General features: G+C 32.6%; 10 protein-coding genes. 5 read left to right on the top strand and 5 right to left on the bottom strand.

What is annotated here, in order from left to right:
* Positions 1 to 2: 2 nt before the first annotated feature.
* The 3 genes from AC6CH4_RS09910 to tsaD form a co-directional block, all read right to left on the bottom strand.
* On the bottom strand, positions 3 to 641 hold the full coding sequence (locus AC6CH4_RS09910; protein ID WP_498102486.1) for a DUF4159 domain-containing protein: 639 nt from the start codon (positions 639 to 641) through the stop codon (positions 3 to 5).
* Positions 642 to 711: 70 nt separating this feature from the next.
* Positions 712 to 1,425: a 16S rRNA (uracil(1498)-N(3))-methyltransferase gene (locus tag AC6CH4_RS09905; protein ID WP_498102484.1), complete on the bottom strand. Its 714-nt coding sequence runs from the start codon at positions 1,423 to 1,425 to the stop codon at positions 712 to 714.
* Positions 1,426 to 1,428: 3 nt separating this feature from the next.
* Positions 1,429 to 2,451, bottom strand: coding sequence for a tRNA (adenosine(37)-N6)-threonylcarbamoyltransferase complex transferase subunit TsaD (tsaD, locus tag AC6CH4_RS09900; protein ID WP_498102482.1), 1,023 nt, complete (start codon positions 2,449 to 2,451; stop codon positions 1,429 to 1,431).
* 206 nt (positions 2,452 to 2,657) lie between these two features.
* On the opposite strand from tsaD, the gene AC6CH4_RS09895 reads away from it, so the two are divergent.
* The 5 genes from AC6CH4_RS09895 to AC6CH4_RS09875 all read left to right on the top strand — a co-directional run bounded on the left by AC6CH4_RS09895 (position 2,658) and on the right by AC6CH4_RS09875 (position 10,907).
* Positions 2,658 to 7,145 carry a translocation/assembly module TamB domain-containing protein gene (locus AC6CH4_RS09895; RefSeq protein ID WP_498102480.1) on the top strand — a complete coding sequence of 1,496 codons (4,488 nt, stop codon included), beginning with the start codon at positions 2,658 to 2,660 and terminating at the stop codon, positions 7,143 to 7,145.
* A gap of 309 nt (positions 7,146 to 7,454) precedes the next feature.
* On the top strand, positions 7,455 to 8,441 hold the full coding sequence (gene pfkA, locus AC6CH4_RS09890; RefSeq protein ID WP_498102478.1) for a 6-phosphofructokinase: 987 nt from the start codon (positions 7,455 to 7,457) through the stop codon (positions 8,439 to 8,441).
* Between the two features lie 95 nt (positions 8,442 to 8,536).
* Positions 8,537 to 9,541 carry a type I glyceraldehyde-3-phosphate dehydrogenase gene (gene gap, locus AC6CH4_RS09885; RefSeq protein ID WP_026984486.1) on the top strand — a complete coding sequence of 335 codons (1,005 nt, stop codon included), beginning with the start codon at positions 8,537 to 8,539 and terminating at the stop codon, positions 9,539 to 9,541.
* A 129-nt stretch (positions 9,542 to 9,670) separates the two neighbouring features.
* Entirely contained in the window at positions 9,671 to 10,522 is an 852-nt protein-coding gene (locus tag AC6CH4_RS09880; protein WP_498102476.1) for an N-acetylglucosamine kinase, read from the top strand.
* Positions 10,523 to 10,532: 10 nt separating this feature from the next.
* Complete coding sequence (locus AC6CH4_RS09875; protein WP_056194557.1) at positions 10,533 to 10,907, top strand: methylglyoxal synthase; 375 nt, start codon at positions 10,533 to 10,535, stop codon at positions 10,905 to 10,907.
* On the opposite strand, the gene AC6CH4_RS09870 is transcribed toward AC6CH4_RS09875, so the two are convergent.
* Both AC6CH4_RS09870 and AC6CH4_RS09865 read right to left on the bottom strand, forming a co-directional pair.
* Positions 10,888 to 11,268, bottom strand: a complete 381-nt coding sequence (locus tag AC6CH4_RS09870; RefSeq protein WP_056194303.1) for a RidA family protein — start codon at positions 11,266 to 11,268, stop codon at positions 10,888 to 10,890. The two genes, AC6CH4_RS09875 and AC6CH4_RS09870, sit on opposite strands and share 20 nt — an antisense overlap.
* A 25-nt stretch (positions 11,269 to 11,293) precedes the next feature.
* Positions 11,294 to 13,990 carry a putative LPS assembly protein LptD gene (locus AC6CH4_RS09865; RefSeq protein ID WP_498102474.1) on the bottom strand — a complete coding sequence of 899 codons (2,697 nt, stop codon included), beginning with the start codon at positions 13,988 to 13,990 and terminating at the stop codon, positions 11,294 to 11,296.
* Positions 13,991 to 14,065 lie beyond the last annotated feature (75 nt).

Below are 14,065 nucleotides of genomic sequence, written 5' to 3'. Positions count from 1 at the left end.
AATTAATTGGTGAAAATATAATTGATGATATTAGCACCCATTTTTAGGGCTTTGTCACGAACATCAGTGGGATCATTATGTACTTCCGGATCTTCCCAGCCGTCGCCTAAGTCACATTCGTAAGTGTATAATAAAACAAGCTTATTCTCTACGAAAATTCCAAAAGCCTGTGGACGCGTTCCGTCGTGTTCATGAATTTTTGGCAAGCCATTCGGGAAAGGAAAGGGTTTCTGAAAAATAGGATGATTTGCCGGGATTTCGACTAAATTATTATTTGGGAATATTTTTTTGATTTCTTTTCGAATGTATTGATCCATTCCGTAATTATCATCAATATGAAGAAAACCTCCGGCTGTTAGATAATTTCTAAGATTAGTTACATCGGCATCACTAAAAACAACATTTCCATGTCCGGTCATGTGTACAAAAGGATAGGAAAGCAAATCAGGATTGCCTGGTTCAACCGTTGATGGTTTTGCTTTTATTCGTGTATTGATATTTGAATTGCAAAAACGTATGAGGTTTGGTAATGAAGTGGGATTTGCATACCAATCGCCACCGCCACTATATTTTAATAAAGCAATTTCTTGTGAAAAGGAAGAAACAGAAATGAAGAATAATAAGTAAAATATTTTTTTCATATAATTCATATTTTTTTATGCAATGGAGTTTTTTTGTGACCCCTCGTTCCTCGGGATGACAAGATTGTGTTTAATTAGGAATCTCATTAAAAAAAACAACACTATGACATGCCACAACCGCAGCAGTTTCAGTACGCAAACGCGTATTGCCTAACATTACCGGCTGAAAATTATTTTCTAAAGCCAATGCAATTTCCTTATCTGAAAAATCACCTTCGGGACCAATCAGAATTGTTACATTTTCATTCGGTTTTAAAACTCCTTTCAGTGATTTTTTATCAGTTTCTTCACAATGTGCAATCAATTGCAAACCTTCATTTTTTTGTTTGATAAATTCTTTAAACGAAATTGCTTCATTTAATTTTGGTAAATACGTTTCATTGGATTGTTTCATTGCTGAAAGAATTATTTTTTCGAAACGTTCTAAATTAATCACTTTTCTCTCAGATCTGTCACAGATAACAGGCGTAATTTCCTGAATTCCAATTTCAGTAGCTTTTTCTAAAAACCATTCAAAACGATCATTCATTTTGGTTGGAGCCACAGCCAGATGCAAACGAAATTTTGGCTCTGGAGATTTTTTTATCGAAAGTACTTCAACAATACATTTATTGTCAGAAGCCAGTGTAATTTCTGTTTCAAACAATAAACCTAAGCCATTTGTAACGTGTAAAATGTCTGAATCTTTTTTGCGAAGAACCTTTATAATATGTCGGCTTTCTTCTTTATCAAAAGAAAAAGTTTCAGTAGTTTCGTCTATATCAGGATTGTAAAATAATTGCATAATTTAAAATTGAATTCGCGCTTTCGAAACTACGGCCTGAGTTTCAAAACGACTTGATAAATATTTTTGGTATCCTACAATGCCAATCATTGCAGCATTATCTGTAGTGTATTCAAATTTCGGAACAAAAGTTTTCCATCCGTATTTGCCTTCACTTTCTTTCAATCGCGTTCTAATTCCGGAATTTGCAGAAACTCCTCCGCCAATTGCAATTTGTTTTATTCCGGTTTCTTTTACCGCTAATTTTAATTTGTCCATTAAAATTTCGATAATGGTATATTGTATAGAAGCACAAATGTCATTCAGGTTTTCTTCAATGAAATTTGGGTTTTCCAGTTTTTTCTTCTGAATAAAATATAAAATAGCTGTTTTTAATCCGGAGAAACTAAAATCTAATCCCGGTACTTTTGGTTTTGTAAACGCAAAAGCTTTAGGATTTCCTTCTTTCGCATATTTGTCAATTAATGGTCCGCCAGGGTAGGGAAGTCCAAGAATTTTGGCACTTTTGTCAAAAGCTTCTCCAACGGCATCATCTGTGGTTTCTCCAATAATTTCCATATCAAAAAAGCCATTCACTTTTACTATCTGCGTATGTCCTCCACTAATCGTTAAGGCTATAAATGGTAATTCAGGTTTGTCAAATCCTTCTTCATCAATAAAATGCGCTAAAATATGAGCATGCATGTGATTTACAGCAATTAACGGAATTTGTAAGGCCAATGATAATGATTTGCTAAACGAACTTCCTACCAATAATGATCCCATTAAACCAGGACCTTGTGTAAAGGCAATGGCTGTTAGTTGTTCTTTTTGTACATTTGCTTTGCGTAATGCAGCATCAATAACAGGAACTATATTTTGCTGATGAGCTCTTGAAGCTAACTCAGGTACGACACCACCGTATTGGTTGTGAATAAGCTGATTGGCCACAACATTTGAGAGTACTTTATCGTTATGTAAAACTGCAGCAGCAGTATCATCGCAGGAACTTTCGATGGCAAGAATAAAAACCTCTGAATTTTGCATATAAAGGCACGAATTTTGGATTATATTTGACAAATCAAATTTTTAATTTTCTTTGATTGTAAGGAGAAGCCAAAATTAAAGAATTTTTATCAAAAACAGTCGCTCTTTGTCTGTTCAAAGTGAATTTAAAAGAAAACTAAAATTAAGAAGCTATCAAAAAAGTAAAGAAAATAATATCTCGAACCCTAATTGGGTTAATTTTACTTTTGTTGGCACTTGCTATAACGCTGTCTTTGCCTATAGTTCAGACTAAAATTGCCCAATATGTTACTACTTCCCTTAATGAGGATTTTAAAACCGATATTCACGTTGATAAGGTTGCAATAAACATTTTTGGCGGCGTAAAACTTAAAAAAGTTTTGATCTATGATCATCACAAAAAAGTTTTAATCTACTCTGATATTATTTCTACAGACATTTTAAGCATCAAAAGATTATTAGACGGAGATTTGATTTTTGGCGATTTGCGTTTAACCGGTTTGATCTTTAATTTGAAAACGTATAAAAACGAAAACGAAAACAATATCAATAAGTTTATACGACTTTTTGATTCTGATAAACCTTCTAAAACAAATAAGCATTTTTTACTGACTGCTAAAAATGCATATATTTCAAAAGGGATTTTTTCTGTCACTGACGAGAATAAAAAGACACCTAAATTTTTGGCATTCACAAAACTTAATGCTTACATCAGTGATTTTAAATTATACGGACCTGATATCAATACTATAATTCATCGCTTTTCATTTTTAGATCATCGTGGTCTTTATGTTTCAAATTTTGCCGGGAAATTCAGTTATACCAAAAAGCAAATAAAAGTTGAAAACTTAGCTATAAAAACTAAAAGATCATCTATTTATGGTCAGGCAATTTTAAATTATAAAGTAGAGGATTTTTTAAACTTTACGGATAAAGTGAAATTTAATGTTACGATTGATTCTTCGTCAATTGCAACAAATGATCTTCGTTACTTTTATGATGGTTTGGGTAAGAACCAGCATTTTAAGCTTAAGACAAAATTAAAAGGTCCTCTTAATAATCTTAATTTAAGAGGTTTGAGGCTTACAGATACCAATGGTTCGAGAATTGTTGGTAATATAAATTTTAAAAACCTTTTAGGTTCCAAAGAACAGAAGTTTTCGATGGATGGTAAGTTTGACAGGCTGGTTTCCAGTTATGATAATTTGGTTGCCTTGCTTCCAATTGTTTTAGGAAAGAAACTTCCAAAAGAGCTAAAAAGAGTTGGTAAATTTACTATTATAGGAAAAGCAAAAGTTTCTACTATTGCATTGGAAGCCGATTTTAAAATGATTACCGATATAGGTAGTGGCCAGGTCGATCTTCATTTAAATAATATGGATTTTATTGATAAAGCATCTTACTCTGGAAATATTGTCCTGGAGAATTTTGATGTTGGTGCTTTATTAAATCGAAAAGATATAGGAAGAACAACCTTGGATTTAGATGTTGATGGTGTAGGTTTTACTGAGAAATACCTCAATACCATTATAAAAGGTGATATTGCTAAATTAGACTATAATAAGTATACCTATAATAATATAGTAGTCAATGGTAATTTTAAGTTGCCCTATTATAAAGGACAGATTTCTGTAAATGACCCTAATTTATCCTTGACATTTGATGGTTTAGTAGATTTAAGTACGCGCGAAAATAAATATGATTTTCATATCAATGTGGAGAATGCGGATTTACGTAAGCTTAAATTTATAAACGATTCTATTTCACATTTTACCGGTGACGCAGTTGTTCAGGTTTCAGGAAATTCAATCGAAAATCTTCAGGGAAATATTTATATAAAGGATGCTGTTTACCAAAATCCAAAAGCAACTTACGAATTTGATGAGTTAACGATCAATTCAAGTTTCGATGCTGATAGGTTACGAACTATCACTATTAATTCTACTGATATTGTTGATGGTAAAATTGTGGGTAAATTTCAGTTTGCACAATTAGATAAATTGGTAATGAATTCCGTTGGAAGTCTTTACACAAATTATAAACCTTATAAAGTTAAAAAAGGACAGTTTTTGCGTTTCAATTTTCATGTGTATGACAAGGTTGTTGAGATGTTATATCCTGAAATCAATGTTGACTCGTCTACTGTTGTTCGTGGTAAGATTGACGCCGATTTAAATGAATTTAAGTTTAGATTTAAATCGCAAAAAGTTACGGCAGCAAAAAATACATTCGATAATATCCGGGTTAATATTGATAATAAAAACCCACTTTATAATGCGTTTATAGAGTTGGATAGTATTAAAACACCATATTATAAAATACGCGATTTTAGTTTGATTAATGTAACTTCAAAAGATACTTTGTTTGTTCGTTCAGAATTTAAGGGGGGAGAAAAAGGACAGGATTATTATAATTTAGATTTGTTTCATACTATAGATAAAAACAAAAATAATATAGTCGGAATCAAAAAATCTGAAATGAAATTTAAAGACTACTTATGGTATTTAAATGAAGAAGAAGCAGAAGATAATCAGATTGTTTTTGATAAAAATTTTAAAAACTTTACGATTAATAATATTGTTTTGTCCCATGAAGATCAAAAAATTGATTTAAACGGAGTTTTAAAAGGCAGTGATTATAAGGATATTGTGCTCAATTTTGAAGATGTTGATATTAATAAAATTACTCCTTTAAATTCAAAATTTGTTTTTAATGGTAATTTAAATGGAAATGTGAATTTTAAACAAAATAAAGATGTTTATCAACCCACGGCTTCCATTGTTATTGATCATCTTAATTTAAATAATACAGAATTAGGAACTTTAGATTTTGATATTTCAGGAGATGAGAATCTGAGAAAATTCACTATAAATTCATCCATTCATAATGGTTTTACAGAATCATTTAATGCCAGTGGAACCTTTGCAATTGAAAACAAAGAAACTTTTCTGGATCTAAATCTAAAACTCGAAGGATTTAATCTGGCAACCTTAGGAACAGTTGGTAAAGATGTTTTATCAAATGTTCGCGGATCTGTTTCCGGAAATGCTGCTGTTGTGGGGAATCTAAAAAAGCCTGAAATTAACGGAAGGCTGTATGTTGAGAAAGCGGGGATGACCATTCCTTATCTGAATACGGATTATGAATTGAGTGATCGAACTGTAATTGATTTAACTGATGAGAAATTCTTATTCAGAAATAATCAATTAACTGACACAAAGTACGGAACAAAAGGATTGTTAAACGGAAGTATCGAACATCATAATTTTGGTGATTGGAAATTAGATTTAACCATTACTTCAAAACGATTATTGGCACTTGATACTAAAGATAGTGACGATGCAGCTTATTTTGGTACTGCGTATATAAATGGTACAGCAAGTATAAAAGGACCGACAGAAAATTTATTTATAAAAGTTGATGCAAAATCAGAGAAAGGTACCGAAGTTAAAATTCCGATCAATAATGTCCAAAGTGTTGGAGAAAGTAGCTGGATACATTTTGTTACACCAAAAGAAAAATACAATTTAGAAAATGGTATTGTAGAAAAAACGAGGAATTATAATGGACTTGAACTTGAATTTGATTTTGATATTACGCCTGATGCAGAAGTAGAGGTAATTCTGGATCGAAATTCCGGACATGGAATGAAAGGTAAAGGATACGGATCGCTATTATTTAAAATTAATACACTCGGTAAATTTAATATGTGGGGAGATTTCCAGGCATATGAAGGAACATATAATTTTAAATACGGAGGTTTAATTGATAAAAAGTTTGCGGTTAAAAAAGGAGGATCAATTATTTGGGAAGGAAACCCGATGAAAGCCCAGTTAAATTTAGAAGCCGTTTACAGAACATCAGCAAATCCAGCGGTACTTTTGGAAAATTCTTCTTTCAATAAAAAAGTACCCGTAGAGGTGGTTATTGGCTTAAGAGGAGATTTAGCAAGCCCGGAGCCAAATTTTGATATTCAGTTTCCATCCGTAAGTAGTGTTTTGAAATCCGAGATACAATATAAGTTAGACGATAAAGATGTACGACAAACGCAGGCTTTATATCTATTGTCAACAGGTTCGTTTATGAGTCCGGACGGATTTAATCAAAGTGATTTGTCAGGAACATTTGCCGAAACAGCTGCCAGTTTATTGGGTGGAATTATAAAATCTGATAATGATAAGTTTAATATCGACCTGAACTTTATATCTGCAGATAAACGAATAGGTCAGGAAGCAGATGGTCAGTTCGTAGCAAATATTTCGTCACAGATTAATGAGAAAATCTCAATTAACGGAAAAGTAGGTGTTCCTGTTGGAGGAGTAAATGAATCGGCAATCGTAGGAGATATTGAAATACTTTACAGGGTAAATGAAGATGGATCAATGAACCTTCGTCTGTTTAATAAAGAAAACGATATTAATTATATAGGACAGGGAATTGGTTATACACAAGGTGTTGGTATTTCATATGAAGTAGATTTTGATACTTTCAGCGAATTGGTAAATAAGCTGTTTAAGAGTCATAAGCTTGAAAGGACTTTAAAAGGCTCTTCGGATGATTTACAAGATTCTAATTTGAATCCGGATTATATAAATTTTTCTAGTAAAAAAGAGACTGATAAGAATAAAAAGAAGACGGATAAAAAGGAAGAAGAAAAGCAACCACAGCCTCAAAATAACAATCAGGGATTAATTCCGGATAATGACGATTTTTAAGCTTTTGTTAAAAAAGTACAATTATAAAACCATTCGCTGCAACGAATGGTTTTTTTGTGTTAATTTTAGATGCTTCAATTTTTTTCGTCAAATTAAGGAAACAGCATAATTTTATAACACTTCATTTATGTATTGTTAATTTTAAGGATTTAATTAAAATAAGGGGCTTTTATTATTTTAAATGAATTTTTTCATATCAAAAAACTTATTAACGAAAACGTTTGAATTTAACATATTTTATTAATTTATTACAATCATAACCTGAAAAGTGGTGAATGTTTGCTAATTTTACACTTTAATACTTAAATAATGCCAAAAACAATAAAAAAAGTTGGTGTTCTAACCTCAGGAGGAGATTCACCTGGAATGAATGCCGCAATACGATCAGTTGTTCGAACATGTGCTTATCATAATATAGAATGCATAGGAATTTATAGAGGGTATCAGGGAATGATCGAAGGAGATTTTAAAGAAATGGGCCCTCGAAGTGTAAATAACATTGTAAACAAAGGTGGAACGATCTTAAAATCGGCTCGTTCTGTTGAGTTTAGAACCCCTGAAGGTAGAAAAAAAGCTCATGAAAATCTTGTGAAGGCTGGAGTTGATGCTTTAGTTGTTATTGGAGGAGACGGAAGTTTTACCGGAGGTTTAATTTTTAATGCTGAATATGGCTTTCCTGTAATGGGAATTCCGGGAACAATTGATAATGATATTTTTGGTACAACTCATACTTTAGGTTATGATACTGCTTTAAATACTGTAGTAGATTGTATCGATAAAATCAGAGATACTGCAAGTTCACATAATCGTCTGTTTTTTGTAGAGGTTATGGGTAGAGATGCAGGGCATATCGCTCTTAATGCTGGTATTGGAGCTGGTGCCGAAGAAATCCTTATTCCTGAAGAAGATTTAGGTTTAGACAGATTGCTAGACTCTCTTCAAAAAAGTAAAGCTTCAGGAAAATCATCGAGTATAGTTGTAATTGCTGAAGGTGATAAAATTGGTAAAAATGTATTCGAATTAAAAGATTACGTTGAAGCTAATTTACCTGAGTACGACGTAAGAGTTTCTGTATTGGGACACATGCAACGTGGTGGTTCGCCATCTTGTTTTGACCGTGTTCTTGCAAGCCGTTTAGGAGTAAAAGCAGTTGAGTCTTTAATAGAAGGAAAATCAAATTATATGGTTGGACTTCGTGAAGATAAAGTGGCTTTGACACCATTGGAGCAAGCAATTAAAGGTAAATCTGAAATTGATAGAGAATTATTAAGAGTGTCTGACATCATGTCAACATAAAATAAATAAAAAAGTTTAAAAAGGAAAGAAGTTTATTGTGAGGAAATTAGACTTTAAATTAGTGTAACAAAAACAAAAGCAAAAAATTTAGTAAAATGTCAAAAGTAAAATTAGGAATAAACGGATTCGGACGTATCGGAAGAATCGTTTTTAGAGAAACTTTCAATAGAGATAATGTAGAAGTAGTTGCAATCAACGATTTGTTAGATGTTGATCACTTAGCTTACTTATTAAAATATGATTCAGTTCACGGTCGTTTCAACGGAACTGTAGAAGTAAAAGAAGGAAAACTTTATGTAAACGGAAGAAACATCCGTATCACTGCAGAAAGAAATCCAGCTGATTTAAAATGGAATGAAGTTGATGTTGATGTAGTTGCTGAATGTACCGGTATCTTTACAACTATCGAAACTGCAAATGAGCACATTAAAGGTGGTGCTAAAAAAGTAATTATTTCTGCTCCATCAGCAGATGCTCCAATGTTTGTAATGGGAGTAAACCACGAGACAGCAAAAGCTACAGATTTAGTAGTTTCTAACGCTTCTTGTACTACAAACTGTTTAGCTCCTCTAGCTAAAGTTATTCACGATAACTTTGGAATCGTAGAAGCTTTAATGACAACTGTTCACGCAACAACTTCAACTCAAATGACAGCTGATGGTCCTTCTAGAAAAGACTGGAGAGGTGGACGTGCTGCAAGCATCAACATTATCCCATCTTCAACTGGTGCTGCAAAAGCTGTTGGAAAAGTTATTCCTGAATTGAATGGAAAATTAACTGGTATGGCTTTCCGTGTTCCTACTGCTGACGTTTCTACAGTAGATTTAACTGTAAAAGTAGCTAAAGAAACTTCTTATGAAGAAATTATGGCTGTTTTAAAGAATGCTTCTGAAACTACAATGAAAGGTATCTTAGGATATACTGAAGATGCAGTTGTTTCTCAGGATTTTATTTCTGATAAAAGAACTTCAATCATTGATGCTACAGCTGGAATTGGTTTAAATTCAACTTTCTTCAAATTAGTCTCCTGGTATGATAATGAGTATGGATACTCTAGTAAATTGATTGATTTATCTGTGCACATTGCAGGTTTAAAATAAAATTATATAATTTTGCAAAATCCCGTTATTTCAAAGTAACGGGATTTTCTTATTTTGTTTCGTCTTTAATTAATGTAAAAAATACACTTTTAATTTATTGAAGAAAAACTAATCCAAAAACAAAAAAAAATGAAATTAATAGTTGATAGTGGGTCTACTAAAGCCGATTGGATTGCAATTGATGATAATGGAAAAGTATTATTCACGACACAAACTTTGGGATTAAACCCTGAAATTCTTGACGGTCCGGAAATTATTGAAAGACTAAACGATCGTTTTGATATTTTACAAAATAAAAAAAATGCATCACATTTGTTTTTTTATGGAGCAGGATGTGGTACTGACAGAATGAAAATTGCATTGACACAAATCTTTCAGGAGTATTTTGTTAACGCAATTGTAGAGGTTCATGAAGATACTTATGCTGCAGTTTATGCGACAACTCCAAAAGGAGAACAAGCAATAGTAAGTATTCTTGGAACAGGTTCTAACTGCAGTTATTTTGATGGAAAAGTATTGCATCAAAAAGTTCAATCATTAGGTTATATTGCTATGGATGATTGTAGTGGAAATGTTTTTGGAAAAGAATTAATCAGAAAGTATTACTTTAATAAAATGCCTAAAGAATTGGCTGTTGAATTTGAAAAAGAATACGACTTGGATCCTGATTTTATTAAAAATAAACTATATAAAGAACCAAACCCAAACGCTTATTTAGCGACTTTTGCAAAGTTCTTAATTAAACATAAAGACACTGATTTCTGCAGAAAAATTATTTTCAAAGGGATGAAATCTTTCGTTAAAAATTATATCAAGCAATATGATAATTGTAAAGAAGTACCTGTGCATTTTGTAGGTTCTATCGCTTTTTATTTAAAAGACGAATTACAAGAAACATTTGATAAATATGAGCTTCAATTAGGAAATGTTTTAAGAAGACCAATTGATGGACTAATTGCCTACCATGTTGCTAATCAATAGTTCTGGTTTTATGGAGATTGCGATTATTGCTCATGATGGTAAAAAGGCTGATTTAATTAATTTTTTAATTAAAAATTCAGATGTTTTACATCATGAAAAAATAAAATTGATTGGTACAGGAACTACTGGAGGAAAAGCGGAAGCTGCGGGTTTTAAGACGCAAAGAATGCTTTCAGGACCTCTTGGTGGTGATGCGCAAATTGCAGGAAGAGTTGCAGAAGGAATAACTCAAATGGTGTTCTTTTTTAAAGATCCCTTATCGAGCCATCCGCATGAGGCAGATATTAATATGTTGATTCGTGTTTGCGATGTACATAATGTGCCGCTGGCAACGAATGAAGCAACGGCACAATTATTATTAGATGCTATTGCACAGCAATTATAGAAATTTCAACATTTACATTTTTTGGCAAACATGCCACTTGAACCGTTTCACGAGCTGGAGCGGTTTTTTCGTTAAAATAAGATCCGTAAATCGTATTTATAGCACTAAAATTATTCATGTCCATAATGAAAATAGTTGCTTTAACAACGTTTTCAAAAGTCATATTTGCAGCTTCCAGAATAGCGGCAATGTTCTCCATTACTTGCTTTGTTTCGTCATTGATGTTTTCAGTAACAAGTTCTCCTGAAGCTGGGTTTATTGCAATCTGCCCTGAAGCGTATAGCGTATTTCCTGATAATACGGCCTGATTGTATGGTCCGATTGGAGCGGGAGCTTTTTCGGTAAAGATGATTTTTTTCATAATAATTATTTTAATAGAATGTAAATTATCGGTTTGAAGTACTTCGTTTATTCCACTTGATGTCGCTAAGAACCCCTGATTTGATTCCGATAAAGAAATTCCAGTTTGAGTTAGGACCTAGTGGTGTCCAGTTGAAAGCCATTCTCCAGCTTAATAAATCTCTTTCAAAACGAAATTGTGTGAAAGTTACCCCTTTTTGAACGAAATCGTAACCGGTAGAAACTCCACCTTTCCATTTAGGTGTAATGTCCATATTGACAGAAACCATGATAGAATTTCCGGTTATTTTACTTTCTCTGTTTATGTTAGAATAAGTTAATGAATAAGCCATTGTCATGTCCCATGGGATCTTCGAATTAAAGAATTCGGTTATAACATCTTCGCCATCATCTTTTTCCTCTGCAAACTGACTATTGCGGCTATCATTTAAGTCTGTATTAGTGCCAAATAAATCATCTTTACGACCACCATTCCGCTCACTTTGTTTGTTTTCTTCCTTGACTCCTTTATTTGAAAAAGAGTAGTTTAATGTTAAGTTAGCACTTGTCATTCTGAATAAGCTGCCACCATTGTCAATGTTGTAGACGTCCATTCTCTTTCCGGAATTATCAATTGCATAGGGATCTAAAGTAGCACCAAAATTAACATTCATTTTGTTGTCAAAAAGCTGTGTTCCTCCACTTACAAGGACTGGCTGCCAACCTAGGATGTCTTTGCCATCAGCATTAAAATTATAGCTTGTGCTAAAATTTAAGTTGTTTAACAACATTATTTTTTTAGGCTCGGTCTTTGTGCTGTCACGATCTCTCACTTTAGCTTCAAAAGTATTGCTTAAGGCAAAACCAACAATGTTTGAGTTTTCTTTACTAGGAGCTCCGTAAACACCTCCATCAAAGCGTGAATAGGAATTTGATATTCTTCCTGAAGCATCTACATAGTAATTATCATAATATTTTTCAAAACTTGGAGTGTATGAGTATGTAATAGATGGTCTCATAACGTGACGAATCGATTGAATTCTTTTATCATCACCAAAATTAAAAGTACCATAAATGGTAGTTCCTAAATTAGAACTGAAATTGTAAGTTCTGAAAGCATCAAAACCGTTTATTGTCTGATCGACAACTTTGTTTTGAGTTGGATCGTAATTTTTTTCTATTGTTTTTGTAACCCAGGTTTCCTGATAGTTTGTTGATGCTCCCGCACTAAAATACTTGAATATTTTAAAGTTGGTACTAATAGGAATCGATTGTTGGAGTCCAATTTGTGCGTCTCTAAACATTTGAGGTTTAAAGAATAAAGAATCAGTAGTGACAAATCTATTTTGTCCGGTTACATTGTACTGTAAGTTAATGTTTTTAATAAGGCCTTTTTTAACACCGTCTTTACCAACAAAAGGATAGACACGATCAATACTACCTTGTAAGGATGGTAGTGTCATTTGAATTTCTTCTGTTTGTGTATTTTGCTGGTGTGTTGCCGTTAAAGCTATACGAGCCCCGGGAATTGTATTAAAAGTTTTATTATAAGAGATAGACGAACTTAAAGTGTTGTTTAGATTTGAACCAACGTTTGCTTGATTAATAGATTGTTTAAAGTATTTACTGCTACCCATATTCACAGAAGCAGAAAAAGTTGAGTTAGGATTTGATTTGGTGTCTTTCGAATGTGACCACTGAATATTGTAAATATTTTGCTTTGAATAATCAGGGTAACCTCTTTCGCTACTGATCAAATTCTCAAAACGAACATTTACATTTCCACGGTACTTGTATTTTTTTGCATACGAAGATTCAAAACGCATGGCATAACTTCCGTTCGTATAGTAATCTCCTAAAACAGTCAGGTCATAATTATCGCTTAATGCAAAGTAATAACCACCATTTTGCAAAGAGAAACCTCTTGTGTTGGAGTCATTGTAACTTGGTATAATGATTCCTGAAACACTCTTTTCCTGACTCATCGGGAAGTATGCAAAAGGTAAGGCAAGAGGAGTGGGAACGTCTGCAATAACCATATTAGTTAAACCTGTAACTACTTTCTTTCCCGGAATAAACTTTACTTTATTGGTCTGAAAGTAATATTCGGGATTGTCTACATCACTTGAAGTTGTAAAGCGCGCGCCTTTTAAGAAATAAACAGAATCATTCTCTTTTTTAGTAACAGCGGCTTTGATTTTGAATTCGCCTTGTTCCGTTCTGGAATTATAGATTAATGCTTTTTTTGTTTTAAAATTAAAACGGATAGAGTCTGGCTGAACCTCACTTGCTCCTTGCTTGAAATTTGGAAATTGACTCAAAACACCTGCAGAATCTTTTATCCTTCCAGCATAGACTTCATCTTTTTCATAATTCAAAACAATTATACCAGATTTTAACTCTACGTCTTTGTAATATAATTCAGCTTCGTTATATAAGGTAATGAGTTTGTTTTTCTGATCGATTTTCGCATAGTCTTTTGCCCTATACTTTACTTTTCCATCAAGAAAAGTCTTTTTAGGTCGAACAGTGTCCAATTTTACTGTATCTTGTACAGTGGTAGTGGTTTTATCTGTTTGTTTTTCAACAGGTAATGCGTTTTTTTTGATTTTTATCTCTTGCGAATATAATTTACCACATCCTAGTGTTAGGAAAAATGATAATAAAACGATATTAAATAAGTTTGTATGCAAAGGTTTAAATGCTATTTTTGTAAAAGTATGGCTTGTTTTTTGACATGTCAAACTTACATATAATTTTTTGGCAAAAATAATCAATTGTAAAAATTATAGCAGTTGCATTTTATTAAAATTAACTTT

The sequence above is a fragment of the Flavobacterium sp. GQ95 genome (genome assembly GCF_059758655.1).
Note: the sequence above shows the minus strand (reverse complement) of the source record. Positions and strands in the feature narration are given on the sequence as shown.

What these genes read in the sequence shown, in the direction of transcription:
- AC6CH4_RS09910 (WP_498102486.1), bottom strand. Translation starts at nt 641, where the DNA reads ATGAAAAAAATATTTTACTTATTATTCTTCATTTCTGTTTCTTCCTTT.
- AC6CH4_RS09905 (WP_498102484.1), bottom strand. Translation starts at nt 1,425, where the DNA reads ATGCAATTATTTTACAATCCTGATATAGACGAAACTACTGAAACTTTT.
- tsaD (WP_498102482.1), bottom strand. Translation starts at nt 2,451, where the DNA reads ATGCAAAATTCAGAGGTTTTTATTCTTGCCATCGAAAGTTCCTGCGAT.
- pfkA (WP_498102478.1), top strand. Translation starts at nt 7,455, where the DNA reads ATGCCAAAAACAATAAAAAAAGTTGGTGTTCTAACCTCAGGAGGAGAT.
- gap (WP_026984486.1), top strand. Translation starts at nt 8,537, where the DNA reads ATGTCAAAAGTAAAATTAGGAATAAACGGATTCGGACGTATCGGAAGA.
- AC6CH4_RS09880 (WP_498102476.1), top strand. Translation starts at nt 9,671, where the DNA reads ATGAAATTAATAGTTGATAGTGGGTCTACTAAAGCCGATTGGATTGCA.
- AC6CH4_RS09875 (WP_056194557.1), top strand. Translation starts at nt 10,533, where the DNA reads ATGGAGATTGCGATTATTGCTCATGATGGTAAAAAGGCTGATTTAATT.
- AC6CH4_RS09870 (WP_056194303.1), bottom strand. Translation starts at nt 11,268, where the DNA reads ATGAAAAAAATCATCTTTACCGAAAAAGCTCCCGCTCCAATCGGACCA.